We start from the raw sequence: 24,539 nt of genomic DNA, 5'->3' as shown, positions 1-24,539 counted from the left end.
ATATCATCCTTGGTTTAGAAAAATAACAGTGCATTCTGGCACAGGTGTTAGACAGTCTATTAGAAGTGAGTCTCTGAGTGCTACTCGACTATAACTTGTAATTTTAGTGATAAGGCTATCTGCCTATAGTCTATATTGATTAAACGTTCAAAATGAAAACTATACCCTACATGCATTCGTTGCTGCAAACATTAACGGTGGATGCGTCAGTAGCATCCACTATATATAGGATAAGTTTTGATATAGGATAGGTTTTGAGTTTCATCTTATAAGGCTAAGCTAATCGTGACGCCAATATACCTTTACCACAACATCTGTACGACTAAGCTCAAGTCGGTCTTTCAGCAACGGGCGCAATGCTTTGGCAGTATTTGCTTCTAGTGCTCCCCAAACTTTATCAATCTTTAGAGGGTTGTTAGTCAAATAGTCGCCTAACTCTCTGTCGATTAGCGTGGCTAACTCTGCTCCTGAGTTTGGTTGATTGGTTACTATAGGCAATACGGTAAAGTAGTTATTACTACTGTTTTCAGTATCGCAATTGAGGCAACTGCGCATTTTTACAGTATCGAAATAACTTTGATCGCCTGCATCTTGCGTCACGCAAATGACCAATGGTGGTGTAGGGTTGTTCCATAGCTCTAGCAGTCGTGCTGCCGTTGGCATTGATGTTTCATCGACAATCAGTACCGCTTGACCGTCTCGTAAGTGCTCTACTTTTTCCGGAAACTCTCGTTTTGTGACAACGGTCTCGCCTGCTTGGAGTGTTGCTGCCCAGTTGCCGCCCGGTGTATTCCCATGCAAAAAAACATCGACCCAAGCTCGTATTCCATTATCAGCTTGCCATGCTTTTCTCAAAGTGTAATAGCAGTGAGGACGAGCAGGGCGTACGTTTTCCTTTTCGCTATCATTAGTTTTATAGTCACTAGCTTTATTGCCATCAGTGCTGTCAGTCATCAATGCATCGGTCATTGCATTGTGTTCTAAATCAAACAAGTACGCGTAACCCGCTTCGTTGGTAGGTACTGACATCGAGCTTGTTGCGCCCTTAGCATTACTTAACTGAGCGGTATTAATTAATGGCGTATCACTATTTAATGACGGCATGCTCAATTCAAGGCGCAGCATATTTTTGCTGACTCTATAACTGTTTTGTACATCAAATACTTGCTTGGTCAGTTTGATTGTTTTTTTGCCTAGCTTTTTATCTGCTCTTTGTTTTAGCAAGATATATTGGGCTTGCAAGTCATCAAGCTGGGAGATAGGTGCGGCAAAAGCGATAAAGAAAGTCTGGTCATCAAGCGAGGTGTTGTGAGCGCCAGCTGGTTGAATCTCTGAGCTTTTTAGAAAAGTCTGTATAGCAATACCTTCAGCATAAATATCAGTTATCTGCGCATCGACCAGATCTAATTCGGTGGTAGATAATGAGGTAAATGCACTCAAGAATCCAAGCAGTTCATCGAGGTGCTCTTCATTAATATGAGCGACCACACTTGCTATTTCAGGGTCGTTTAGGGGGGTGTATTGGCTGTTTTGGTTATCGATGTTTTCTGTAGAAGCTAAAAGAAGGTTGGTCATATAAATACTCGCAATCAACAGAGCGTTGAAATTAAAGTGAATGAGTTTATAGTTAATGATAATTGTTTTTGTTATCATTTACGAGTAAAATCAATTTTTATTGTGGTTTGATCATCAAAAATCGGTCTATAACCGATGGCCGATAAACCATCATTTTTATGACATATTATTTTTATCAACAATGAGTGCTTATATGCTACGTGCAAACCAGCTGACTATCAGCCGTCAAGGAAATACTCTATTAGACAACGTGACTTGTGAGATTGATACCAATCAACTGGTGGCTTTGGTTGGGCATAATGGGTCTGGCAAGTCGACCTTGATCAAAGCGCTAGCAGGTGAGATGGCAAGTAGTAGCGGCAATGTCACATTAGATGAGCACAGTATCAATGACTACGGCAGTAAGGAGTTAGCGCGGCAAATGGCATATCTGCCGCAGCAATTGCCAGAAGCTGCTGGATTCACGGTGCGTGAACTGGTTATGTTGGGACGGTATCCGCATCAAAAATGGCTACAAAAGCCCACCCAGATTGATAAAGATAAAGTGGCACAAGCATTAAAAGTGACTCAAACCGAAGCCTTCGCTGATCGAATCACGGCCACGCTGTCAGGTGGTGAGCGCGCTCGTGCTTGGCTTGCCATGTGTCTGGCACAGGATACCCGTTACCTGTTGCTCGATGAGCCACTTGCTGCCCTCGATATGCATTATCAAATCGAGGTCATTCAGCTCATTCGTCGTTTGGTGGACGAGCAAGGCTTGAGCGTGGTAATTATTATTCATGATATTAACTTGGCAGCGCAATATGCCGATCGAGTCATCGCGCTGAAAAATGGCCAAATATGTCACAACGGCGATATCGCCAGTACCATGCAACCTACCGTGCTACACGATATTTTTAATGTCGATATGCAGTTGCTCAGTCATCCTATTACTGGACAGCCTGTCGCAGTCGCTTAACGTCTAGTTTCTGCTCCTTCTTTTTAATTCGCCTACAAAGATACGCTTCTATGCCTCCCGTTTTTTATACAGATAAATTATCAAAACATCCAATAGTTACGTCAGTATCAGTAATGACATCACTGAAATGGTTCGCCCTCGCATTGTGCTTGGTATTGACGGCCTGTAATAGTCAGACATCCACTACCTCAGAAGCAGAAGAAAGTGATAGCGATAGGATGAATATCGTGTCTCCCGACTGGGGTAATGCAGCGACTTTGACGGCGATGGGGCATGCACCAATTGCAACAGGTGATGTCAGGGTTTGGGACAGATGGGTGGGTAGCCCCAAACTGCCAGCGTCGATCACAGACTTAGGCATACGCTATCAGCCTAACGCTGAGCTAATCGCTCAACTGCCTGTCGATATGGTCATAGATAATTATTTTTATGAGCATGCACGCAACTTATACGGCGATGTGCCTGCAGAATCTGTAATGTCTGCGGCAAAAGGAGAGACAGCAATGTGGGCTGACTATACCGAACCGACGCGGGAGCTTGGCGTACTGATCGATAACCCGAAGATGGCTGAAGACTATATTGTACAAAGTCAGAAAGACATACAGCTCGCCAGTCAGCAATTCAAGGAGCGTTATCCAAAAGCCAAGAAATTCGCAGTGGTACAGTTTGCGGATGCCAATAACATGCGTATGTATGTGGCGAACAGCCTATTTCAGCCTGCGCTAGAGCAGATGGATAGAGAGCTTGTGGTATTGGGCAAAGGCAATAATTGGGGATTTGTGCCGATACGGATGGGAGATTTGGCGCAACTAGATGATGAGACTTGTCTATTAATTATCGATCCACTAAGCCCAATTACTAGAGCTGAAATTGATGACAGCTTGATTTGGCAGCGCCTGGGTTATGGCAATACCCGCTGTGTGGGCGAGCTACCACCAGTATGGATTTATGGTGGGATGTCATCATTGGTTAGCCTAGCAAATAACTTGTCAGAAGTTTCATTAAAAGGCGGGGAAGTACTATGAGCGCCAATGCAGATACTCACAACAACCAAAACAATAATATCAATAACCACATCGACAGTTCTCATAACGACAGTGCTCATACGATGACATTAGCTTCTCAAGCAGCAACAGTTCCAAAACCCTCATCAACGTTATCATCTTCGCAATCATTGAAACAGTCATCATCACCACTGAATCAGCCACCGAACCAACCCAATCCCCAAACTTCTTTATTTGCCAGTATGTCTTGGCGACTATGGACCATGCTCATCGGACTAGCGGCTTTGTCATTATGGAGTAGTTGGGCGCTGCTAGATCAACAGTGGACGCGCCCACTGAGTGACTTGCTTATACCAAGCTCGCAATTGGATATTGCCAGTATGGCGATACAGCTGCATCTAGTGGCGACCAGCGTGGTGGCGTTGTTGGCTGGCGGGCTATTAGGCGTGGTCAGTATTTTACTACAGCAATTGGTAAAAAACCCCTTAGCATCAGATACCACGCTAGGTGTGGGCGTGGGTGCACAGTTGGCCATGCTTATTGTCACGTTATTTTTGCCAAGCTTGGCTATTTATGGCGGAATTTACGTGGCCTTTGTAGGGGCTATCATTAGTATGGGTCTGGTATTTGCCTTGTCAGCACCCAGTCGATTTAATCCATTGATTTTGATATTGGCCGGTTTGGTCGTCAATATTTTGCTGGCCGCAGTAGCCAATGTTCTAGTACTGTTTTTTGCTGAGCGTAGTAATGGCATGCTGTCATGGGCGGCTGGGTTTTTGGCACAAAATAGCTGGCATACCAGTATAGCGCTAGTCATCACTGCTATTTTGATGGCGGTCGTATGTCTGCCATTACTAAAACCATTAACGCTGATGAGTCTAGATGACACGCAGGCAAAACGTCTGGGTGTACCTATTAATGGGATTCGCGCACTTGTTGTATTGGTGGTCGCCGTTGTGACCGCTTTAGTGGTTAGTGAAGTGGGCTTGATTGGTTTTATTGGTCTTGGTGCGGCAAGTTTGGTCAATGCGCTAGGTATTTCTGCTATTGGTAAGCGTTTGGCTACTGCTTTTGGGTTGGGGGCGCTGCTGTTGTTGTTGACCAGTAATGTCGCGTTACTGCTTGAGCCGTTACTTGATATGCAGATTCCAGCTGGTGCCATGACAGGTATCTTGGGTGCACCGCTGATTATTTGGCTGATTTTGCGTCAGCGTCGCGAGCGGATAGAGACAGTGACACCGATGCTTGCAGGTAAGCATACATCCATTGCCTTTTGGCGATGGGGCGTTGGCGTGCTCGCTATTATCATGTTTGCCTGTTTATTTGTACAAGATATCAATGGTTGGGGGTTAAGTACGGACTGGGCGCTTACGCAGCAGTACCGATTACCTCGCAGTTTGAGCGCTGCGGCCACAGGCTTGATGTTGGCGGTCGCCGGTGTGCTACTGCAAACTTTAACGCGTAACCCCATGGCCAGTCCTGAGGTGCTGGGGGTCAGTTCAGGCGCGGCACTTGGGGTTATTTTAGGGTTTTTATTACTGCCAAGTTTAGGACTATCTGCAGGAGCAGGGACGTTGCTGGTTTCAGGACTGTCAGGGGCGATGGCCGTGCTGCTATTGATTATTTGGCTAGCACGCAGGGTCAGCTCAGGTTATTTATTATTGGTAGGTATAGGCATTGCCGCCATGATGGATGGGGTGATGCATATGGTCAAGCTCTCAGGAGATCCGCGTCTAGAAGCGATGCTCAGCTGGCTTTCAGGGACGACTTATAGCGCTCAGCCTAGTACAGTATGGTATCTCATTGGCATTGCCGCTATCTTATTTGTACTCAGTCTATTGCTGATTAAGCCTTTGCGAGTTCTTGGGCTAGGTACAGGTGTGGCGCGTAATTTGGGTGTGGCGGTTACGCCAGTGACTTTGTCGTTATTGGCATTAGTAGCAGCACTTAGTACGGCCAGCACGCTTGCCGTTGGCCCATTGAGCTTTATTGGTTTGATGGTGCCGCATTTGGCTACTTCACTGGGAGCTGTGAAGCTTGAACGACAATTGCCACTAGCTGCACTTTTAGGGGCAGGGGTAATGGTGATAGCGGATTGGATTGGCCGTTATGTTATTTTCCCTTATGAGCTGCCAGCTGGTACGATTGCTGCCATTATCGGTGGTGGGTATTTCTTATGGCTCATTCGTAAGGTACCAGCCTCAGCAAAAAGGTAGCTCATGTCTGCAAGCATTGAATTTGAATAGCCGGCAATTTTGACTTCATTCAGCAGAGGCTTATCTAACCTTATTTGATCAGTATTTTGATAAGAATAATGATGCTAAGTTTCAGCGAGATTGGATGACGTGCTCGGCAGGCTAACAAAATAATAACTAGGAGCAAGTCATGCCGACCGTCACCCAATTTTATGGTGCCACTGCTTAATGAGCAACGCTCCTATAAATAAAGTACTTATAAATAAGACATCTACAAATGAGTCGCCTATAAACGAAGCCTCTCAGAGTAGTAGTGATGGCTTGAGCAACAAACAAGTACAGCAGGTATTACTGACACTATTACTCGGCGGTACGGTCGTCAGCTTTAGTAATAGTGCACTTAATCCAGCGATTCCTGTCTTTATGTCGGTGTTTGATGTCGATATTGTGATGGGCGGCTGGGTGCTAAATGCTTATGTATTGGCCATGAGTGTGGGGCTGATGCTCAGCGGCTACCTAAACAAAAAATTTCCTTTTAGATATATTTATTTAGCGGCAATTTTTGGGTTTATGCTAGGCTCAGTCATTGGCATGCTAGCCTATATTATGAGCTTTGTTATCATTGCTAGAGCCATACAAGGGCTGAGTGGCGGTCTGATTATTCCACTATCTATTGGCATGCTATATCAGATTTATCCGCAGCAGCAGCATGGCAGAGTAATGGCGCTATGGGGCATCGTTATTATGATGTCGTTGGCGTTTGGCCCTTTGGTCGGTGCTTACTTGGCTGAGCAGTTTGCATGGTGGACACTGTTTGCCATTACGTTACCACTTAGTATGGCGGTCATGGCGATGGTGTGGTGGTTAATACCGGACATGCGCTCATATGAAAAAAAGAGCCCTTTCGATACCATCGGGTTTGTCAGCTTACTCACTTGGCTGCTTGCGATGATGGTTTGGCTGAGCACGCTGAAGATAGACTTCACTAGTGGATTGTTCAGCAGCGACGGGTTATTAAAGATAGCCACGTTGGGTTTATTGTCTGTCGGATTTCTACTGTCCGCGGTGGTTTGGTGGGCCTTTGAGCAGCGTCAAAAATATCCATTATTAAACGTACGCTTGTTTAACAATAAAACCTATTTGCACAGTAATATAATTAGCATTAGCCAAACAGTCGGTTTGATGCTGTGTCTCTTGCTATTGCCCGTGTTAATCCAAGATGTAATGGGTGAGAGTGCCTTATGGACAGGTATTGTCCTGATGGTCGCGACGCTCGTAGCCAGTGTCACCACGCATTACGCTGGCAAGATGGTAGATAAGCAAGGTGCCCGAGGGATTGGCATCGTAGGAATTGCGATTAGTGCGCTGTCTACTTTGATGCTGGCATGGTGCTTGTATCAGCCTACGCTTTGGCTATTAATGCTAATTATGAGTGTGCGAGGTATTGGGGTAGGTTTGGCGTATCTGCCGACCACTACCGTTGGTTTTAGCAGCTTACCCAAAGACGCGGTCACTGAGGGAGCCGCCCTTAATAACATCAGTCGCCGTATCATCTCTACTATATTTATCACGCTGTCCACCCTTTATATAGGCAGTCGAAGTGCGCAGTTATTAGCAGCAGGTAGTAGTGACGGCATGGCAAGCGCGATCCAAGAAATACTGGTGGTCATCGCGATGATTTTATTATTCACAATCCCTTCAGCGTGCAAATTACCACGATCCCCATAAACGAATACCCCCTATCGGGGTTTAATTTAACTTATCAAGACGGAAATATCATTGATTTTTGGCACTAGGCATTAATCGCCGCAGAACAGTGGGCATCATTAATCAATTGTCCTTTTCACCCACTGGATAAAAGTAAGTTAGGTTTCCCTGTATTTATGCAGGGTATCAGCGCTGTGACTATGTGCAAGAGTAACTAAACACAAGGCACTCTAGCACCCAATATTTGCTATCGCTTCGGTGAGCAGATAGCGATTATTCGTTCAGGCGATATTGCCATTATCGATAGTGATGGTGTATTTATATTATCTGTGATGTAGCATAGCAGCTATTATCAGGTCGTCAAAATAAGTATAGAGAGGATGAGATGGAACTCCAACGCTTCTTTAAGGCCTATCATAACAATGAGCTAGATAAATTATTCAATGACTAATGAAATTATCAAAGATTAAATAGCCAACTATACCTGCGAAAACAACACAAATAAACGCTACTAACAAGATATAGATACATATGGAAATAAAAACGATTATCATTTACAATGCTCTTCACAAAGTTAGTACACACAGTATTATTAGCTAAATATTACTCATATCACTGTTTATTTATCCAACTAAGTGAAATAACCTAAGTGAAAAAATTATGAAAAGCCATCATCAAGTTGCTCTATCTGTTCTTACCCTCTGTATTAGTCAGCAATTATATGCACAAAACAATATCAATGAAGCAGATGCCGTATTGGATGCGCAGACATCAGCGGAAATGGCTTCAAGTACTGTGTCAGATGAGACGCCTAATGTGACTTTAGATACTATTAATGTCACGGCCAAAGCCAGAACGGGTACAGCACTGGCACAGAAAATTAGTGAGATGCCAGCAGTCACCCAAGTAATTACTGAAAATCAGATTCAGATGCAGGCAACGGGTGACCGTACCACTGGTGATATCTTGGCACAATTGATACCGAGTCTGGGTGCCAGTAGTGGCTCAACTAGTAACTATGGTACGACCATGCACGGTCGCCCTGTACAGTTCTTATTGAATGGTGTGCCTTTAAGCAGTTCACGTAGTCTTTCACGCGAGCTCAATAGTATCGATCCTGCGCAGCTTGAGCGGGTAGAGGTACTCTCAGGTGCCACCAGTATTTACGGTGCTGGTGCAGCAGGTGGCCTGATTAACCTTGTGACCAAATCTTTGGTAGGTTATGGCCCTATCAGACAGACTAGAGTCGGTGTCAGTAGCAGTCGTGGTTTTGAGTCAGACTCATTGGGTTATCATGTAGGACAAACCTTAGGATATGGCGGCGAGCGAGTGTATGGTCGATTAGATGTTGATTATGATAATAAAGGCGGCAAGTTTGATAGCAAAGGCAATCGAATCAGCCCAGATGCCAACCAAACTGACCAGCAAGATACCGAATCGCTAAGTGTAAATGGTAGCTTGGGTGTAGAGCTCACTGACAGCCAACGTCTTGATCTTGCAGTGACTTACTATAAAGATGAGCAAAACACCGACTATGGCCCGGATTATGGTGATAATTTACAGGTTTTGTTAAAACCTAAGGATGCACCACCGTCTTTAAAAGCCATTGATGGTGCCAACGTAGAAAATGAGCCATATACCGAAAAAAGCTCAGTAAATTTAAGCTATAGCGATGATGACTTTGTAGGCTCAGGGTCTAGCTTAAGCTTGACAGGCTATTATAGAGATGAGAAAGGCCGTTTTTATCCTTCTGGTAAAGATTTCCCTAAACAAGCGGGCAAAGTCTGGGTAGCTAATGGTCTTACCGATAAGAGTACGCTAGAAGAATTATTGGGCGGGGCTGTCGTCGTCACTCAGTCAGAAGCTGACATCGAAGTAATGGGCTTACGTGCCGCCATGCAAACCGAGACGGAAGTCGCAGGCAAAAAGACTCTACTTAGCTATGGTGCTGATTTCGAGCGCGAAAACAGTGAGCAAACTTACTATGGTCAAGACCTAAATACGTTCCTTGCTAGCAATGGTTTAAGCGCCCAAACCAATGGGCTTACCTACAATGGTGGTCCAGATACTACCATTGATAAATGGGGCGCTTTTGTCAATGCAGATGTAGATATAACCGACAAGTGGCATACCAGTGCTGGTGTGCGTTACCAAAAATTGAAGTCAGAGACTGATACCTTTACGCCCATCTATGAGCAACTGCTTGAAGAGTATTTTAATAGCTCTGCTATCAGTGGAACAAGTGCAGCTTACGGCATTGACTATCAGGCAGGCGATGTAGAAAACGGCAGCACAGATCACGACAAAACCTTGTTTAATCTCGGTACTAGCTATCAATTAACCCCAAATGATCAAATCTTTGCTAATTTTTCACAAGGGTTTACCACAGCGGATATCCAACGTGCGCTGCGTGATGTGCGTGCAGGGTTTGTAGTTAATTCAGACAACGTACAACCGATCGCGATCAACAACTACGAGTTTGGTTGGCAAGGTAAACATGGCGATACAGCAGCACGCTTGAGTGGTTTTTATAACGAATCAGATAAAGTCGTGCGCTTTACTGACAGCTATACCGTAGAAGTTGTCGATACCGATGAGCGCGTCTATGGCGTAGAAGGGTCGCTTAGTCATGATATCAGTGACAAGTGGCAAGTAGGCGGTAGTGTGGCGTATACTCGTGGTCAGTATGACAAAGATGGTGATTGGCTAGAGCTCGATGCAGTACGTCTAACACCGTTAAAAGGTACCGCATTTGCTCAGTATAACTTCGATGAAGGCAGCAATATTCGTCTACAAGCATTGGCAATCGGTGGGGATGATAAAGCCTTTAAAGACCAACAACAAGACCCTGACTCTAGTGCCTTACCTGTCACTGGTTATATGACCCTTGATGTATTAGGGCAAGTAAATATGCCAGTCGGCCGAGTAGATTATGGCGTTTATAACTTGCTTAATAAAGACTATCTAACGGTCTATCATCAAACCACATTTGGTGATTTAAACCGCTTACCTGCATCAGGAACGACTTATGGCTTAAGCTATACCGTTGATTACTAAAAAGCGCAACACATTAAAAAACCCTTCAGGCTATGAAAATTTAGCGTGAAGGGTTTTTTAATGTTCATAACTCTCTAAAGTATTCATCTGCTCCAAAAGTATTTGTCAACGTTTTCCATTCTATATTTGATGAGGTGCAAAAAATTATTTTTTGGCATTTTATGATTGACTTATAGCGTATCAATGCTAATCTAACCTCTCTTTGGGGAGTAGCCTGCTTTCGTACTGCGAAAGCGTTCGTATCAACATACTTGGCCACATGCCATGGTGCGAACACCTCTCGGTTGGCGAGACCATCGATATATCTACACTGCAGGTCGGGGGTGTGGCTATGTCGTGGACTCTATACTCGACCAGAGAAAATCACATGAATCCTATCGCACTTCTATTACTTGCGCTTTCTATGTCTACTGATGCCTTTTCTGTGGCAATCAGTAAAGGCACAAGTCTTAAAAATCCTCGTTTTACCGAAGCCTTCAGAATGGGTGTTATTTTTGGCACCATTGAAGCGATCACGCCTATTATTGGTTGGTTAATTGGTCATTCTGCCACCTCTTTTGTAGACGCAGCGTTCATTGAAGCATGGGATCACTGGGTCGCATTTGTCATTCTTGCTGCTCTCGGTATGCATATGCTGTATGAGGGCTTCAAGCCAAGTAACGAATCAGTAGAAGCACCGCGTAGACATTCGTTCTTTAAACTTGCCATAACTGCGTTTGGTACTAGTATTGATGCAATGGCTGTCGGTGTAAGCTTGGCATTTATAGAAGTCAACATTTTATTAGCAGCAGGTCTGATAGGCTTGGCCACTACGGTAATGGTCACGCTAGGCGTGATGCTAGGAAAAGTATTGGGCTCCTTAATCGGTCATAGAGCTGAAATATTTGGTGGTGTGATGCTAATTGCCATCGGTGCATGGATTTTATTAAGCCATCTTCAATAATTATATAAAACTGTCTACTACGAACAGATAGTCATTACGTGTATAAGTTTATTACTGACTTGTAAGGGCAAAGCACTTGTTTACCTAAGAAAAGCCTATCTATATTAATAGTTAGGCTTTTTGGGTCTAAAACTAGCACATTACGCTGTAGCGGCTCGCAAGAGGTCTGAAAAAAATCAGCACTACAAAACCATCAATAATTATCCGTTGTCAGCGAAGAGGCTTGAATAAAGTGCCTATATCTATGCTTACACACATAGTTGTTATTTACTAAAAAAACAGCAGACAATAAAAAAGACCTCCAATCTCTTGAAGGTCTTTTTTATTAATACTTAAATTTGGTGGGCCCAGTAGGACTTGAACCTACGACCAAAGGATTATGAGTCCGTGTCTAAACGTATCACTCAGTTTACCGCAATATCATTTACAATATAGTTATTTAAACAATATCAGTAACTTAGAGTGCATCACCTCAAAATAGTATCACTCAGTTTATGGCAATTTACTTTATATGTGATTACTATATGATTACTTTTTATAAAATAGATTAGTAATCACATGGAAGCCAAGTTAACCACTGCAAAAATTGAGAAACTAGAACCGCAGGACAAACAATACTTCGTTTGGGATGTGAGGTTCACAGGTCTGGGCTTACGCATTTCACCTGGTGGCAGCAAAGCATTTATTTATCAGGGTAGGGTTGGCGGTACCGGCACACCTAAGCGTATCACTTTGGGTAAATTCCCTGTTATGAGTTTGCAAGATGCAATCGATAAAGCATCTGAGGTTAGTAAGCAGTTAGCATCTGGTATTGATCCAAGTCGCACCAAGGCTGACAATCTAGCCAAGAATAAGGCTTTTGCTCGTGACCAAGTACGCAAGCAGCTGACGTTTGGCGACCTGTTTACGCACTACATTAATACTCATAAATCTGAATGGTCAAAGACTTATCTTAATGATCACTATCAAGCAGCACGTCCGTATCTGACAGACAAGCCTTATATGGCTCAGCCAATCGGTAATATATGGGAGGTGTCGCTTGCTGAGCTCACGCCTGATTTTGTAGAGTCTTGGATTCGTAAAGAGAATGAGACGCGCGCTACTACAATGGCTAAAAACTTTCGTATGTTCAAAGCCTGTGCGAACTGGGCAGAAGATACAGACAAATATGCTGAGCTAATACCAAATAAGACTTATAACAGCCGTAAGGTAAATAAGTCAGTACAAAGTGTGCGTGCTCATAAAGGTTCGCTGCAGAAACAACAGTTAGAAACTTGGTTTAGTGTAGTTGGCCAGATTGGTAGCGTTCAACGAGCTGCTTTAATCTGTATGCTAATGAACGGATCTCGACCGGGTGAGATGCTGCAGCTTAAATGGACTGACATAGATTTTGAGTGGAATACGATTAAGATTGTCGATAAGGTTGACCAGTGGGAGCGCGTAATACCGCTGACGCCTTATACTAAGCAAACTATCCAAGCTTTGCCGCGTATCAATGATTTTGTTTTTGGGAGTAAGGTAAGGCAGGAAGGGTATATTGAAGTTACTAAGAAGTATCGCACCTTGCTTGTGGAGAACGGCTTGCCGAACTTGCCGCCTAAAGCTATGCGTAAGTCATTCAGAACACTGTCTGAGTGGGTAGATGTACCGCGTGGGATTGTCAATCAGGTTATGGGTCATCGTCCAAGTGCTATCGATGAGAAGCACTATGTTGACCGTCCGATTGATTTATTGAGAATGTGGCATGGGAGGATTGAGCAATTCATACTGAAAGAGGCCGGTATAAATACCGACCATCTTTATGATTAAAGGTCTAACAAGTTACGTATGTCACGCATACGCCAGTAAGGTGTGCCATTGATGCGCTTTGGTTGTATAGGCCCATTGCTTTGACTGGACCAGTTACGCAATGTGGCTGCGCTATAACCAAGCATACTAGCAGCGTAGATATGATTCACATGTGGTGCACCTGCATAGATGGCGGTGTGAAGTAGCTTTTCACCGTCATACTGCAGCTCTTTAAATGCAAAGTTAACGAGCTCACGACCACGTTTACCAGACTTTTTGAGTGCTTCAAGGTCAATATCAGTTTCAATCGTTGCCATTGGTAGTCACCTCTTTATTGATAGCAATCATAATATCACCATGCTTTGGCTCACTTGGCTCAGGCAGCTTTTGACCGCTAGCTATGTACTTGTCTAGCGCGTCTATCGCTGTGCTTACAGCATCAATAAACGACTCATTCTGACCACCGCTTATCTCAGGCATATCTCGCAAAAATACTCTGTATCGAGTTCCGCTTATTTTACTGGTCATTTCTTTAAACTGGGCTGGATAAAGTTTGCTCACTTCGCCACCTCGCTTGCGTGTAATCGCATCTGCTCTTTGATTGTCTCAAGATTGGCTATAATCGCGTCTATCTCAGCCTTAGACTCAAATAACTCTGCAACAGGTTTGTACGTGCATCCCGAACGAGGATCGTCGCAAACTTCTTTAGCTTCATCTTCAGTGTAAAAGCCTGCTTCGATTCTATTGTTTGTGTAACCACAACTGTCAGGTCGCCAATAAACGCCTGGCTTTTTTATTACAAATAGCTTATCACTCACAATCGCTCTCCTTATCCAACTTCATACCCATCACAACGAATGATCGCTCACCATCATTGGCATACATAAAATTTTCGCCATCGTCTTTAGTGTGGACATGCAAGATAGTTTCACCTTTGGTCGACATACCAAACAGCGACTCAAGCACGTAGATGCGCTGAAATTTACTACTACGGTCTTTTGGCACCAACTGACCATAAAAGCCATTCTGTACATAAAAATCCGATGCAGTGACTTCACTGGCTGGATTAAATGCTTTGGCCGCTTGCTTGATCATGACTACTTGCGGCTTGAATCCATCAGGTATTTCAACATCAGTTTCAACCGGAGGTATGCTGTCGTTATCCAAGCTTCTTGCAATCTCATAACGACAATAAGCTCCATCATCTAGCTTGCAAGGTGCTACATGCAAGCGGTGGCCATTTGTAGCATAGGCATTGCCATTAGCGACGTGTATGAGCTCGAAATGTTCGTTCGATATACAATCGTCTTTTAACGCCAAGCACAGCCAATTAAAGTCGCTTTCTTTAATAAACTTATCCATGTTTACTCTCCAATTCAGCACCGCACGTCTCACAAACGCTTAGCAATTCCAAATCAATTTCTAGCAGCTCAGCGGCTATGTTCTCGCGCTCGATTAGCGAGTTTTGCCAGTTGGTTGTGTCGTAGCCTTTAAGCATTGGCATTGTTGAGCCAGCAGTTGAGTACCAAATCCCCAGCTCTAAATTGTATTTAGGCTTGTCGCTAAAAAATATAGACCGGCCATTAGCATTGATTGCTGCGTAATGAAAATGACTTGTCACATACTTATGGTCAAACACTGACTGGTCGAGCTGCTTTGGTTTTGGCTTAACTAGCCCAAGTCGTACAGCGTGTCTCGCTAGTGACTCTTCCACAGCGACTGAATTTTGCTCACACCAGGCATCGTACTCAGGGTCAGGTAGTGCGTGGTTTAGCTCAGTGGTTAGTTCATCAAGATAGGTTAGCGCCTTATCCATTTTTTTGATTTTCTGACGCATATCGTAGTTTTGGACTTCTAGCTTTCTAACTTTATTAGCCAGTCTTTTTTTACTTATTTTCATAGTTACCATCCTTCACGCATAAATGCGTATGTAAGAGTTATCAAAGTCAACATCGTCGTGTCCTTTCGACATCTTGTCTGCCATCTGTGCAGCAAGGTCAACGATATTCTCTTTCGCTATTTCAGTTTCTGTGGCCCATTCGAGCTCAGCAGGTTCAATGCTTTTATCAAACTTAAAGAGCTTGACACCTACCAAGTAGCGGCGCGGATTCTTAAATATCTGATAGCTATTCTTTAGCCAGTCATCACAGCGGATCACGTTTTTGCGAATAGTCTCATCGTCTGTCTCACGCTTGAATGTGAGCTGCATATAACCAGTGAACGACTTAACAAACTTGCCATCATCGCGCTTCTGCTGGACGGCTTGGTTGCGCTTGCGCTGTGCTTGCTTCTTGCGACGGTCGCGGTTTTTAGGTTTTGCCATGTTTAATACTCACGCTTCAAACAAATCAGGCTGAGCCTTGATTGTGGGTTTAGTTTTTGGTTTGGTGCTCACAGCCGATAGGTCAGGGCAGAACGTGTTGCGGCAATACTCAAAAGTTTCTTCTAGCGATAAATTGGTATCGAGTAGCCCTAGTAGCTGCTTATCAGTGGGGTGAATTATCCCAGTAGCGTCTTGCTTGTTAATGTAGATGCTGATAAATACGCTTCTATCACTTAGACAAATCAGCACGCTTTCTTTGTTGTATTTACTAATTTCACGCTCAAGCCAATAGGTTTTTTCATGTTGGCCAAGTACGTGGCTGTAATAGCCTTTTGATATATTGCAGCTATAGATAGCACCGTTTGGCATCGTTACTTTGCTCTCAAAAGAGCCTTTCATGGTCACTCCTTAAAAATTAGGGTGTTTAGGACAGTGGGCATCGTCGCCTTGGTGCGCCCGTACTCGGACACGCATTTTATGAGCCATCACCTCACCAACTAGCTAATACCTACCGGCCTAAACGATTGACGTGATTTCTAAAAATTTAAAACTGACCGTCAAAGTGGGGAGCAAATGGAATATCGTCATCTACTGGACCAGGTGGCGTGCTTGAATGCGTTTGGTTGTTCGGCGCATTATTATTTTGATAACTGTTATTCTGTGCCGGTGCTGATGTACGCTGATAACTGGCACCGCCATGTGGGGGCTGACCTGTCGTCTGATTGTTATAACCCCCGTTGCCGCCACTATTTTTTAGCTGCTCATCTACTTTATTTTCAGAGTTAGAGGAGTAAGTCATCATCCGTTCTTTTTGCGTTTCAATCTGCTGAGGTGCTGCCTGATCTTTCTGTTCCTGTAAAGACTGACGCTTCTGGTTGAAGGCAGCAAATAACTGTGTCTTTGTTTTCTTTTCACCGTTATAAATCTCAAACTCATTGATAAATAAGCCAGTAAAGTATTTACCCATTAGCTCGTTGGCAACCGTCATTTGAGTTGGTACGTTTCTACCAGCGTTGGTATCCCACTTATCAATATTGGCCTGCGTTGGCGTAAGTGTATTGACACCAGTGACAGCCATGATGCTTTGCAGTTGGTTGTAAAAACCATCAATGTACTCGCCATTAGTTTTCAAGAACCATAGGGTGAAGTAACCTTTTTGACCGTCTTTGTTGAATACATCGAAAGCCATGCCAGTTGTACCAGTGTTGGGCGATACCACAAATTCAGCGCGACCAATCTTTACTAATTGCTCGCTATTGCCGTCAAAGAAAGCACCGCCACCAGTGTTGGCTTTAAGGGCTGCTGTTTCGTTTAGCTGGATAGTTGGAAAGTTCATAAATAAATCCTTAATTAATTGGTTTCTAATACTTGATTAGGGTTTTTGATTAAGCCGTAGTAGTCGCAGATAGCGTCGTCTACAGCGTTTAAGTCATTCGATATCAGTTCGCTACTGAACATTTCATGCGGTGTTTTGACAGTAGTGGTGCCATCATTCTTAGTCATGAAGTGGTGTTCGCCGTTGCGGATAGCTGTCTGCAGTACGATAGTCACCATGCCTTCAAGTACAATTTTTTCATCTAGCATCTTGCCCATCGTTTTAATCTTGGTTTTACCATCGACTTCTTCGATGTGCGATAGAATGTAAATGCGCTGATTTGGGTCAGTGCAGTTGATAGCTGTGTTCAAAATGTTCCAAGCATTCTGACCGATCCGATTAAATCTCTGGAATACTGAGTTGCCACCACCTTCATCAGTGACACCGCGCATGAACTCGTTTGCCATGACATATTGAAAGTCATCAATAATCACAATTGGTGCTCTAAACGTAGGTAACCGGTCATTGATTTCATAAGCGTTATCAGTGTTTAGCTTTCTGAAATTCTTTCCAGCTCGAAAGGGAAGCGGCTTACCCATGACATTAATCACGCCACATAGGTTTGGGTCCAAATTGTGCATGCTGTATGACTTACCTGAACCGCTATTGCCTAATACTAAAGTTACGATAGCCATCAGATGCTTCCTCCTAGCTTGCCGCTGCCTGATAGCCTACCGCTATAAATAGCGTCAAGCTCTGCATCGGTAGGGTCAAAAAATATAATAGATTTGTCGCTTGGTGCATAAGTAGGCACTGGCTTAGCAGTTAGGTCGCTTGTGCGTATTGGTACAAGCGATTGCGTACCAAGCCTTGCGAGTATAGCCATGGCTGCTTTATGTCTTTTGCTACTGTTAGGTGAGCTCATGACCGGCTCCTTTGAAGTTGACGATGGTCGTAGCGAGATCTACCGAACTCTTTGCGCGCATCTTGGTTCGCTGCCCATGAGCCGCCACCAACTGGCCTACTGTTTACGCCTCGCATACGGTTTTTCTTTGCTACTTCAAGCTGCTTGTTTAGCCTGTCAGCCATGCGTTTATCTACCACAATGTTCAGCCTATAAGTGCTGTCAGAGTCACCCATAACCTGATACTCAATCGTTTCTTGGCCGTAGCCCACAAGCGAGTAAGCATCTTTTGTTATAAATACCTTTTCGCCTATCTTGAGCTTATGACCTTTTAAACTGGTAGCTGGTGAGACAACCGTGTCGCTATACATACCAAACCGTGACCCATCTTTCTTCTTAGATACGTCTTTAGTAAATAAGTGGCCATAGCCTGCAATCAGTGTGCGCAGTGGATAGGTTAGCTCCATAGCCTTGGTATCATCTACGCTGACCTTCTCCCAATGACTATCAACAAACTGATAGATGTTTTCGCGGTCCAGCTCTACTTTAAAAGCATCTAATCTTTTAACCCGGCAAGCATAGAAAGTCTTATTACCGTCGTCGTCTTTAGCAATCACTTGACCACCAAAAGTACCGTTAGCGTACTTAACAACAGATTTGATATTAACTTTGGTAGATAAGCTCATTTGACACCTCCAGCAGCGTATAAGCGCATTTTTGCCAACTTCACATTGGCGTCTTGGTTTTGGCGTCTGAACTCTATGAGCTCAGGGCTATCGATTGAGTTGATACGTGGCTCAATCGTTGAGGTAGCTACATCTTGCTCAGCTTGGTTAAGTAGGTAGCTGGTACAGCCAGTGATGTTGCCTACGATTGAAATAGTCACTGCTACTGCCAGTCCTCCAGCAATGTGAGCTGCTACTGACTTTATTTGGTTGAGTAGTTCTATTGGTTGTGTCATAATCCATTCACTCCTTTGTGAGTAAAGCCCTGTGTTCTTGGTCGGACGTTCAGGGCTTTTTTTCGTCTAAAATTTGGTACTTCGGCTAACTCGTTATTAGCTGATAAGGTAATAATATCGTAATCACGATATAATGTAAACCGTTATTACGATAATAAGTAACGTAAATACGATATTAATATGTAAGTTAATGTAAAGACGATATTTATAGACACAAAAAAACCCGCTCAATGGCGGGTCGGGTGCAGGATAGGCGATAAAAAACCCACTGTTAGGTGGGTTTTATCGTTCTAGGTATTAGGCCATCTTCAATCTTTCATGTTCAAGGCTATCAAAGTGTGATGAGGTAATAAACAACTCATTGCCAACTCGCTTTTTTGCAGCACTGTAGTTTATGTCAAACTGATACTGAGCAAATTTTTTATATAAGTCACTAATTTCAGGGGTGTTGTCGTAAGTAAGCAACCAAGGCAAATCCGTTTTGGCCAATTTTTCAGAAACGGCCGCATGGTCTTCATGATTATAAAAATTAGTGTATAAAGACTGGCCTTTATTATAGTAAGGAGGGTCTACCATAAGAAGGGGCTTGGGCAGTGCAAGACTCTCTAGCTTTTCAATGAACTCAATTGCATCCATATTATAAATATGAATCTTATCTTTAATAGCAGCAATCTGATGAACTTTTTTTATTAAAGCTACCTTGTTGAAGCGACAATCCATTCTATATGCACCATCTTGCTTCTTTCCGCCTATTACTCCAGCTTTGATGATACCAGATCGATTGGTACGGTTAAGGAAGAGGGTAGAAAACGCAAGCTCTAAAGGATCCACAGTATCTTTAATATCTTGTATGGCTTTTTGCTTGTACCACTCGTCCATATCAATTTTGGCCAAACTAATAAGACTAGCGAGCTCTTCTGGTTGATTAACTATACAGTTCCATAATGAGGCGATCGATTGATCAATATCATTGAGGTGCAGTTCTTCAACCACATTGCTCGTTAATAACCTTAGGGCAAGACCACAGCCTCCAGCATAAGGCTCAGCGTATTGGCACAGCTCCATATCATGGCACGCAATAACATCGCGAGTCATATCATATATACTAGCTTTTCCGCCTGGATAGCGGAGCGGGGAAAGTGAGCGTTTCATAATTAACTCAATGACTGGTAATCTTAGGAATACTGTCAATGGCAGTATTAAGCTTGTTAAAAAAATCCAAGGCTTCAGGTTCATTTATTATACACCAAAGCCTCCCTATACTATAATGATCTAAGTCTTCTACATGATCCTTGAACCAAACTTTAGCCTTTTCTCGATTGTAAATATCTTCGTGTTTTTTTAGAAGCAAGTTCGATGCTATAAAGTTTGTAGTCAAGCCTTGTTCTCTCATAAAAAGCTCTATGAAGTCGTCTATATTATCATCACACACCAATCTGTTTAATAGAGAGTGTATTAGAGCTTGTACAGTCTTTTCTCTATTTTCAGTATTTGTATTTTGCTCAGATGTAGCTGGTAAAACAACCGCATTGCGATTTTCATCTATGAATTTCTGTTTAGAGTTATTATTAAAGTCATTATCAAAAATTACTATTGTAGATTTAAAGTATTCGTCAGCATTACATAATTTCATTAAAGTATCACAACCAAGCTTAATCGAAACTAACTCGAATTTATCTGATATTCTTTTGTTGTGATTAGATTCACAGTAGTTTATTATCTCCTCAAAAAACCACTTCGCTTCATCATCCTCAAAATATATTTTTGGCTTCAGTTTATTGGTTGTCTTAGTTGGACTCGTTAAGAACATATCCTGCTCTATAATGTCGTAATCTAAATTTTGTTCTAAATAAGGCCTTTTAGTGTCTTTTAGGTATATAACAGAATCATAGGTATGTCCTGATTTTTTCTGATTACTATTATCTTTTAAGATACTTCGCAACATGAATAAAGAATGTGTCGTTGCTATAAGCTGAATCCGCAATCTTCTACATTCTTTTTTTAGCATTTCTATCAATTTTTGCTGAGCGTGGGGATGAAGTCCAGCGTCTAGCTCATCTATAATAAGCACCCCTCCCTTATAGTCAGCATCATTATCTCTTTCAAGAGCATTGAAGGAAGCTAAAGCAGTTATTATCGTCATTAGTGAATCCTGACCAGTGGATATGCCCAAAGGATTATGTCCAAGATCAGGTACTTTCATTTTTTTTCTAGTATTTTGGACCCCAACATCCATCATTTTTGTGTCGATAGAAAGCATGCTATCCATAACTAAATTATACTTATCTAAAAAATATATTTTATCTTTTTCTTCAAATGATCTATTTTCTGTAGAACGTACAAGACTCATAGAGAACTCTGCACTTGGTGCTACCCTTGTCATACCTAAATATATTGTAGGTAATGGCACTTTTGAATCTTTGCCTATTCCATGGTCTATTACATCGAGACCTGAAGCGCTTCTAGGTATAACCCTATATCTGTCATCGTTGACTTTAGTTATGCTACATATTTTTTGAAACTCATGGATTTTATTTCCATCTGTAATTTCATATTTTATATGTACATAAGGTTTTTCACTTCTTTTTTCTTTGTATTCGTTGTCATCAATGTGAAATATCTCATTGAATTTAGCTTGATACGTCCAACCAAATAAGCTGCGGTGTTTTTTCTCAGTAAAGCCAGATGCGTTTGCTAGAAGACCTAATATTGTCGATTTCCCTATTCCATTATGGCCTGCTATTAAAGTTATTCTCTCTGAAATAGGCAAGAACAACCCTTTTAGTTTCCTGAATTTCTTATCAGTAAACTCTATACTTACGATTCTCGTTTTATATTTTTGTGGATAAGCCATTTATTCGTCCAACTTTGAAGTATTTAATGAGCGTATTTAAGATCAATTACTCTTGGTAAGTACAGTTTACTGTTTACCACAAACCCTCAACCCAACCTGCACAGCTTCACTCAAGTCAGCACCTTCCTTAATACTATAAGGCACATTAGGTTTCATGCCATCGCGCTTCAGAGCCTTAGCAGCGGCCTTATTGAGCGGTGTACCGATAGATGAGTCTTTACTATAGCCTGCAGGTTCAAAATACACCTCAATGCCAAAATCAGGGTAATAGACACACAATATCTCGCCTGATGTGGTGAAAGGGTAAGGCGTCTTGTGATCAACACCCCAAAACACTTCATTTACCACAGTATTACCAGAAACGAACTTACTAGCGTAACTTCTATCTTGGGAAGGAGTGCAGGCAGCTAAGAACAGTGCAGCAGTGCCAATTAACCACCTGGACATATTGATTCGCATAACTACATCCTTGTATCAATCCCAATCCAACGCCTCACGATACACGCACCATCCCAATGGTAGCGTGTCGACTGGCTTGGCGTGTTTTAGGAAGTGGAGAGTCCATATATACACCCAACCATTAGTATTCGACATATTTACCAATCACTTTGCCTACTAAGTTGCAATCGCCCATCGGCATCATTCGTTGCTCATGCCAGTTTGGATTGAGCGGCCTTAAATACATATCTTTTGATGTCTCACCTATTACTAGCTGCTTGAATGTGGCCTCTGTATCGTCATTACATTGAACTATCACAAGATCGTTATTCTTTAATGCAAATAATCCCGTTTCCGGTTCTACGTAGATAATATCGCCTGGGTCAAACTTAGGAAGCATGCTTTCACCGCGCACGATTAAAGCAAAGCCATTTTTTGATAATTTGGCTGGCCTTGATACTCGCCCTATGGCGTCATCAAAGGTTACAGCCTCGACATTAGACCAACTGCCTGCGGCAACCCAGCTCAATATAGGTACCATACTTGGATTTTCTGTCATAGCTACACGCTGAGTATCGACAGGGATGTTTAACAAACCATCCTCACCTTTACTTTGCATCTGGTCTATTTGTGCTCTTAATTCATCAATAGATGCGGTTTTAGGTGTATCTAGCATTTCACCGTGGTTGTTAATCAACCAGTCTGCACTCACACCAGTAGATTTGGCTATATCGTACAAACTTGATGACTCTTTGTTTCTGCCATTCTCAATATCCGATATAGCACCTTGTGATGTTTTAACTTTCTTTGCAAGTTGCACTTGGGTTAGCCCTGCATGTTTACGGGCTTTTTTAACCCTATCTCCAAGACTTTCGATATTCATTTCCGCACCCCTTATAAATTATCGTAATTATGATACAAATAAATATCGTTTTGACGTTTGATTAAATAACGTAATTACGATATTATGATTATTATTAAACGTTGGAGCGATATTTATGATTAATACTATTAACTGGAAAGCTATTGTTCGAGACCTTTTAGAAGGTCGGACGCAGCTAGAACTGCAAGAAATCACCGGCGTTCATCAAGGCGTTATTAGCGATCTTAAGAGCGGCAAACCTAAACCACACCTTACATACGTCAATGGAGCAGCGCTTCTAAAAGCCCATCAAGAACTATGTCAAAACGAACCAGAGGAAGCCTAATCATGACAACCAAGTCCACAAATCAATTATCGCTTGAGCAGGCTGCATGGTCACGCAATATGCAAATGCAAATCCTGCAAGCGATTGACGCTACAGGGCAACAAACTGTAGCTGACTGCATCGGCATTGATACCACTGGCATCACTAAAATGAAAACAGCGCATGGCACAGCAAAACACAGTGACATAGAGCGTCTTTGTCACCTGCTTGCTGCTTGCGGCTTAAAGGTCGTCGATAAAGATATGCAGTGCTATGCCAAAGAGCATGTTAGCTGGCTGTTTGGTATGGCAAAGCTCGGAATGAACCGATCAATAGATGTTGATGATTTTTTACATGCAGATGCAGCTATGCAAATAGCAGAGGGCACGTACCAGCCAAGGAGTGAGCTATGACTTGTAACGACTGCCCAAACCAATTAGCTGATAGCGATATGTGCTGTCACCCATCGACCAAGTATCACGGCACCGACTTCGACGATAGAGCAAACGACGAAGCAGACCGTCACGCACAGATGATGCAAGAGCAGCGAACCAGACAAGGAGCAGGAAAATGAAAAGTGAGCACGGCGCATATCTCGAATTAGCAATCGATGCTCAAGACGAGCAAAAGAAACTCAAGGCTCAAAACATGAAAACCATCAAGAAAGAAAACGACCGTAAGCAATCAGTAAATATGCAATTTTGGCACAGTATGAAAGAAATCATCTTCATGATTGCTTGTGCAGCCATTGCTATTTATACACTTATTCATTTCGCGGGGTAGGTCATGGAACAAAAAGAAATGCAGTTTCAGCCACTGAGTCGTTACCCGAAAACTAGCGGAACGCCTGAATACGCAATCAAGGCATTTAAGCGCAAAAACGGCTTTATAGATTTGGATGACCCGAAGCAAAAGCGCAAATTCGTATCAGGCGATAAACCTATTTTTAATCCGGCCATGGACGGTGAGCGCGAAAGAGGTATCAAAAAAGCCAAAGCGGAGCACGAGCAAGCTCTAAAAAACCTCAAGCAAGGCACCGCCAAGACACGGGTTAAGAAAAAGAAATCAGTAGGCAGACCAAAAACAGCTACAGAGATGCCGACCGCTAAGGGTCAAGAGGTTTTAGAAATACTGCGGGACAAGGGTTTTTACGACGTATCTGACTGGAGTCTGTCGCAAGTTTATCTAAGCAACATCATTGGCCAGATTCGCGAGCTGGGTTACACGGTAAATATGACCACAGGTAAAAACCAAAAAGCTGTGCGCTACGCGATGGACAAGCAATAAAAAACCCAAATCAGCTCTAACTGAAATGGGCTCACTACTTAAA

29 protein-coding genes and 1 riboswitch are annotated in these 24,539 nt (G+C 42.9%); of the genes, 12 read left to right on the top strand and 17 right to left on the bottom strand.

The window, feature by feature from the left end; translation table 11 throughout:
- Positions 1-279: 279 nt before the first annotated feature.
- A complete protein-coding gene (locus FQV37_RS03105) occupies positions 280-1,575 on the bottom strand; it encodes a siderophore-interacting protein (protein ID WP_160021253.1) in 1,296 nt (431 codons plus the stop codon).
- Positions 1,576-1,768: 193 nt separating this feature from the next.
- Here FQV37_RS03105 and FQV37_RS03100 point away from each other — a divergent pair, with 193 nt between their 5' ends.
- The 7 genes from FQV37_RS03100 to FQV37_RS03070 all read left to right on the top strand — a co-directional run bounded on the left by FQV37_RS03100 (position 1,769) and on the right by FQV37_RS03070 (position 13,248).
- Positions 1,769-2,533: an ABC transporter ATP-binding protein gene (locus FQV37_RS03100; protein WP_101205244.1), complete on the top strand. Its 765-nt coding sequence runs from the start codon at positions 1,769-1,771 to the stop codon at positions 2,531-2,533.
- Between the two features lie 113 nt (positions 2,534-2,646).
- A complete protein-coding gene (locus tag FQV37_RS03095) occupies positions 2,647-3,558 on the top strand; it encodes an ABC transporter substrate-binding protein (RefSeq protein WP_240990925.1) in 912 nt (303 codons plus the stop codon).
- On the top strand, positions 3,555-5,753 hold the full coding sequence (fhuB, locus tag FQV37_RS03090; protein WP_160021251.1) for a Fe(3+)-hydroxamate ABC transporter permease FhuB: 2,199 nt from the start codon (positions 3,555-3,557) through the stop codon (positions 5,751-5,753). Before FQV37_RS03095 ends, fhuB begins: the two co-directional genes overlap by 4 nt.
- A 207-nt stretch (positions 5,754-5,960) precedes the next feature.
- The gene (locus tag FQV37_RS03085) at positions 5,961-7,460 is read left to right on the top strand and encodes an MFS transporter (protein WP_160021250.1); all 1,500 of its coding nucleotides are present in this window, start codon (positions 5,961-5,963) and stop codon (positions 7,458-7,460) included.
- 639 nt (positions 7,461-8,099) lie between these two features.
- Entirely contained in the window at positions 8,100-10,496 is a 2,397-nt protein-coding gene (locus tag FQV37_RS03080) for a TonB-dependent receptor (RefSeq protein ID WP_160021249.1), read from the top strand.
- Positions 10,497-10,688: 192 nt separating this feature from the next.
- Positions 10,689-10,856: riboswitch (yybP-ykoY riboswitch) on the top strand.
- Positions 10,828-11,439 (top strand): manganese efflux pump MntP, encoded by a 612-nt coding sequence (locus FQV37_RS03075; protein WP_240990924.1) that lies wholly within the window; start codon positions 10,828-10,830, stop codon positions 11,437-11,439. Its footprint overlaps the riboswitch before it by 29 nt.
- Before the next feature lie 558 nt (positions 11,440-11,997).
- The gene (locus FQV37_RS03070; protein ID WP_160021248.1) at positions 11,998-13,248 is read left to right on the top strand and encodes a tyrosine-type recombinase/integrase; all 1,251 of its coding nucleotides are present in this window, start codon (positions 11,998-12,000) and stop codon (positions 13,246-13,248) included.
- On the opposite strand, the gene FQV37_RS03065 is transcribed toward FQV37_RS03070, so the two are convergent.
- The 16 genes from FQV37_RS03065 to FQV37_RS02990 form a co-directional block, all read right to left on the bottom strand.
- Complete coding sequence (locus FQV37_RS03065; RefSeq protein ID WP_160021247.1) at positions 13,245-13,544, bottom strand: hypothetical protein; 300 nt, start codon at positions 13,542-13,544, stop codon at positions 13,245-13,247. The genes FQV37_RS03070 and FQV37_RS03065 overlap by 4 nt on opposite strands.
- Positions 13,531-13,788, bottom strand: a complete 258-nt coding sequence (locus FQV37_RS03060) for a HicB family protein (RefSeq protein ID WP_160021246.1) — start codon at positions 13,786-13,788, stop codon at positions 13,531-13,533. Before FQV37_RS03060 ends, FQV37_RS03065 begins: the two co-directional genes overlap by 14 nt.
- Positions 13,785-14,045 (bottom strand): hypothetical protein, encoded by a 261-nt coding sequence (locus tag FQV37_RS03055; RefSeq protein ID WP_160021245.1) that lies wholly within the window; start codon positions 14,043-14,045, stop codon positions 13,785-13,787. Before FQV37_RS03055 ends, FQV37_RS03060 begins: the two co-directional genes overlap by 4 nt.
- The gene (locus FQV37_RS03050) at positions 14,038-14,589 is read right to left on the bottom strand and encodes a hypothetical protein (protein ID WP_160021244.1); all 552 of its coding nucleotides are present in this window, start codon (positions 14,587-14,589) and stop codon (positions 14,038-14,040) included. The genes FQV37_RS03055 and FQV37_RS03050 overlap by 8 nt, the downstream gene beginning before the upstream one ends.
- Positions 14,582-15,127 (bottom strand): hypothetical protein, encoded by a 546-nt coding sequence (locus FQV37_RS03045; RefSeq protein WP_160021243.1) that lies wholly within the window; start codon positions 15,125-15,127, stop codon positions 14,582-14,584. Before FQV37_RS03045 ends, FQV37_RS03050 begins: the two co-directional genes overlap by 8 nt.
- Positions 15,128-15,139: 12 nt before the next feature.
- Positions 15,140-15,550: a hypothetical protein gene (locus tag FQV37_RS03040; protein ID WP_160021242.1), complete on the bottom strand. Its 411-nt coding sequence runs from the start codon at positions 15,548-15,550 to the stop codon at positions 15,140-15,142.
- Positions 15,551-15,559: 9 nt separating this feature from the next.
- Entirely contained in the window at positions 15,560-15,949 is a 390-nt protein-coding gene (locus FQV37_RS03035) for a hypothetical protein (RefSeq protein WP_160021241.1), read from the bottom strand.
- Between the two features lie 145 nt (positions 15,950-16,094).
- Positions 16,095-16,886: a hypothetical protein gene (locus tag FQV37_RS03030; RefSeq protein ID WP_160021240.1), complete on the bottom strand. Its 792-nt coding sequence runs from the start codon at positions 16,884-16,886 to the stop codon at positions 16,095-16,097.
- A 14-nt stretch (positions 16,887-16,900) separates the two neighbouring features.
- On the bottom strand, positions 16,901-17,560 hold the full coding sequence (locus FQV37_RS03025) for an ATP-binding protein (protein WP_160021239.1): 660 nt from the start codon (positions 17,558-17,560) through the stop codon (positions 16,901-16,903).
- The gene (locus FQV37_RS03020; RefSeq protein ID WP_160021238.1) at positions 17,560-17,790 is read right to left on the bottom strand and encodes a hypothetical protein; all 231 of its coding nucleotides are present in this window, start codon (positions 17,788-17,790) and stop codon (positions 17,560-17,562) included. Before FQV37_RS03020 ends, FQV37_RS03025 begins: the two co-directional genes overlap by 1 nt.
- On the bottom strand, positions 17,787-18,455 hold the full coding sequence (locus tag FQV37_RS03015) for a hypothetical protein (RefSeq protein WP_160021237.1): 669 nt from the start codon (positions 18,453-18,455) through the stop codon (positions 17,787-17,789). Before FQV37_RS03015 ends, FQV37_RS03020 begins: the two co-directional genes overlap by 4 nt.
- Entirely contained in the window at positions 18,452-18,730 is a 279-nt protein-coding gene (locus tag FQV37_RS03010) for a hypothetical protein (RefSeq protein ID WP_160021236.1), read from the bottom strand. The genes FQV37_RS03015 and FQV37_RS03010 overlap by 4 nt, the downstream gene beginning before the upstream one ends.
- Before the next feature lie 297 nt (positions 18,731-19,027).
- Positions 19,028-19,882 carry a DNA adenine methylase gene (locus FQV37_RS03005; RefSeq protein WP_160021235.1) on the bottom strand — a complete coding sequence of 285 codons (855 nt, stop codon included), beginning with the start codon at positions 19,880-19,882 and terminating at the stop codon, positions 19,028-19,030.
- Between the two features lie 7 nt (positions 19,883-19,889).
- A complete protein-coding gene (locus tag FQV37_RS03000) occupies positions 19,890-21,584 on the bottom strand; it encodes an AAA family ATPase (RefSeq protein WP_160021234.1) in 1,695 nt (564 codons plus the stop codon).
- Positions 21,585-21,650: 66 nt separating this feature from the next.
- On the bottom strand, positions 21,651-22,043 hold the full coding sequence (locus FQV37_RS02995) for a hypothetical protein (RefSeq protein WP_240990923.1): 393 nt from the start codon (positions 22,041-22,043) through the stop codon (positions 21,651-21,653).
- 121 nt (positions 22,044-22,164) lie between these two features.
- Positions 22,165-22,905 carry a helix-turn-helix domain-containing protein gene (locus tag FQV37_RS02990; protein WP_160021233.1) on the bottom strand — a complete coding sequence of 247 codons (741 nt, stop codon included), beginning with the start codon at positions 22,903-22,905 and terminating at the stop codon, positions 22,165-22,167.
- 115 nt (positions 22,906-23,020) lie between these two features.
- Here FQV37_RS02990 and FQV37_RS02985 point away from each other — a divergent pair, with 115 nt between their 5' ends.
- From FQV37_RS02985 to FQV37_RS02965, 5 genes are read left to right on the top strand one after another with little or no spacing between them, the layout of a single operon-like run.
- Positions 23,021-23,230 (top strand): hypothetical protein, encoded by a 210-nt coding sequence (locus tag FQV37_RS02985; RefSeq protein WP_160021232.1) that lies wholly within the window; start codon positions 23,021-23,023, stop codon positions 23,228-23,230.
- 2 nt (positions 23,231-23,232) lie between these two features.
- Complete coding sequence (locus FQV37_RS02980; RefSeq protein WP_160021231.1) at positions 23,233-23,622, top strand: hypothetical protein; 390 nt, start codon at positions 23,233-23,235, stop codon at positions 23,620-23,622.
- Entirely contained in the window at positions 23,619-23,783 is a 165-nt protein-coding gene (locus FQV37_RS02975; RefSeq protein WP_160021230.1) for a hypothetical protein, read from the top strand. Before FQV37_RS02980 ends, FQV37_RS02975 begins: the two co-directional genes overlap by 4 nt.
- Entirely contained in the window at positions 23,780-23,992 is a 213-nt protein-coding gene (locus tag FQV37_RS02970) for a hypothetical protein (protein ID WP_160021229.1), read from the top strand. The genes FQV37_RS02975 and FQV37_RS02970 overlap by 4 nt, the downstream gene beginning before the upstream one ends.
- Positions 23,993-23,995: 3 nt before the next feature.
- The gene (locus tag FQV37_RS02965) at positions 23,996-24,496 is read left to right on the top strand and encodes a hypothetical protein (RefSeq protein WP_160021228.1); all 501 of its coding nucleotides are present in this window, start codon (positions 23,996-23,998) and stop codon (positions 24,494-24,496) included.
- Positions 24,497-24,539 lie beyond the last annotated feature (43 nt).

The sequence above is a fragment of the Psychrobacter nivimaris genome, from assembly GCF_009812035.1.
Lineage (GTDB): Bacteria > Pseudomonadota > Gammaproteobacteria > Pseudomonadales > Moraxellaceae > Psychrobacter > Psychrobacter nivimaris.
This window is presented reverse-complemented; position numbering and strand designations above follow the sequence as displayed.

What these genes read in the sequence shown, in the direction of transcription:
- FQV37_RS03105 (WP_160021253.1), bottom strand. Translation starts at nt 1,575, where the DNA reads ATGACCAACCTTCTTTTAGCTTCTACAGAAAACATCGATAACCAAAAC.
- FQV37_RS03100 (WP_101205244.1), top strand. Translation starts at nt 1,769, where the DNA reads ATGCTACGTGCAAACCAGCTGACTATCAGCCGTCAAGGAAATACTCTA.
- FQV37_RS03095 (WP_240990925.1), top strand. Translation starts at nt 2,647, where the DNA reads ATGACATCACTGAAATGGTTCGCCCTCGCATTGTGCTTGGTATTGACG.
- fhuB (WP_160021251.1), top strand. Translation starts at nt 3,555, where the DNA reads ATGAGCGCCAATGCAGATACTCACAACAACCAAAACAATAATATCAAT.
- FQV37_RS03085 (WP_160021250.1), top strand. Translation starts at nt 5,961, where the DNA reads ATGAGCAACGCTCCTATAAATAAAGTACTTATAAATAAGACATCTACA.
- FQV37_RS03080 (WP_160021249.1), top strand. Translation starts at nt 8,100, where the DNA reads ATGAAAAGCCATCATCAAGTTGCTCTATCTGTTCTTACCCTCTGTATT.
- FQV37_RS03075 (WP_240990924.1), top strand. Translation starts at nt 10,828, where the DNA reads ATGTCGTGGACTCTATACTCGACCAGAGAAAATCACATGAATCCTATC.
- FQV37_RS03070 (WP_160021248.1), top strand. Translation starts at nt 11,998, where the DNA reads ATGGAAGCCAAGTTAACCACTGCAAAAATTGAGAAACTAGAACCGCAG.
- FQV37_RS03065 (WP_160021247.1), bottom strand. Translation starts at nt 13,544, where the DNA reads ATGGCAACGATTGAAACTGATATTGACCTTGAAGCACTCAAAAAGTCT.
- FQV37_RS03050 (WP_160021244.1), bottom strand. Translation starts at nt 14,589, where the DNA reads ATGGATAAGTTTATTAAAGAAAGCGACTTTAATTGGCTGTGCTTGGCG.
- FQV37_RS03045 (WP_160021243.1), bottom strand. Translation starts at nt 15,127, where the DNA reads ATGAAAATAAGTAAAAAAAGACTGGCTAATAAAGTTAGAAAGCTAGAA.
- FQV37_RS03040 (WP_160021242.1), bottom strand. Translation starts at nt 15,550, where the DNA reads ATGGCAAAACCTAAAAACCGCGACCGTCGCAAGAAGCAAGCACAGCGC.
- FQV37_RS03035 (WP_160021241.1), bottom strand. Translation starts at nt 15,949, where the DNA reads ATGAAAGGCTCTTTTGAGAGCAAAGTAACGATGCCAAACGGTGCTATC.
- FQV37_RS03030 (WP_160021240.1), bottom strand. Translation starts at nt 16,886, where the DNA reads ATGAACTTTCCAACTATCCAGCTAAACGAAACAGCAGCCCTTAAAGCC.
- FQV37_RS03025 (WP_160021239.1), bottom strand. Translation starts at nt 17,560, where the DNA reads ATGGCTATCGTAACTTTAGTATTAGGCAATAGCGGTTCAGGTAAGTCA.
- FQV37_RS03020 (WP_160021238.1), bottom strand. Translation starts at nt 17,790, where the DNA reads ATGAGCTCACCTAACAGTAGCAAAAGACATAAAGCAGCCATGGCTATA.
- FQV37_RS03015 (WP_160021237.1), bottom strand. Translation starts at nt 18,455, where the DNA reads ATGAGCTTATCTACCAAAGTTAATATCAAATCTGTTGTTAAGTACGCT.
- FQV37_RS03010 (WP_160021236.1), bottom strand. Translation starts at nt 18,730, where the DNA reads ATGACACAACCAATAGAACTACTCAACCAAATAAAGTCAGTAGCAGCT.
- FQV37_RS03005 (WP_160021235.1), bottom strand. Translation starts at nt 19,882, where the DNA reads ATGAAACGCTCACTTTCCCCGCTCCGCTATCCAGGCGGAAAAGCTAGT.
- FQV37_RS03000 (WP_160021234.1), bottom strand. Translation starts at nt 21,584, where the DNA reads ATGGCTTATCCACAAAAATATAAAACGAGAATCGTAAGTATAGAGTTT.
- FQV37_RS02995 (WP_240990923.1), bottom strand. Translation starts at nt 22,043, where the DNA reads ATGCGAATCAATATGTCCAGGTGGTTAATTGGCACTGCTGCACTGTTC.
- FQV37_RS02990 (WP_160021233.1), bottom strand. Translation starts at nt 22,905, where the DNA reads ATGAATATCGAAAGTCTTGGAGATAGGGTTAAAAAAGCCCGTAAACAT.
- FQV37_RS02985 (WP_160021232.1), top strand. Translation starts at nt 23,021, where the DNA reads ATGATTAATACTATTAACTGGAAAGCTATTGTTCGAGACCTTTTAGAA.
- FQV37_RS02980 (WP_160021231.1), top strand. Translation starts at nt 23,233, where the DNA reads ATGACAACCAAGTCCACAAATCAATTATCGCTTGAGCAGGCTGCATGG.
- FQV37_RS02975 (WP_160021230.1), top strand. Translation starts at nt 23,619, where the DNA reads ATGACTTGTAACGACTGCCCAAACCAATTAGCTGATAGCGATATGTGC.
- FQV37_RS02970 (WP_160021229.1), top strand. Translation starts at nt 23,780, where the DNA reads ATGAAAAGTGAGCACGGCGCATATCTCGAATTAGCAATCGATGCTCAA.
- FQV37_RS02965 (WP_160021228.1), top strand. Translation starts at nt 23,996, where the DNA reads ATGGAACAAAAAGAAATGCAGTTTCAGCCACTGAGTCGTTACCCGAAA.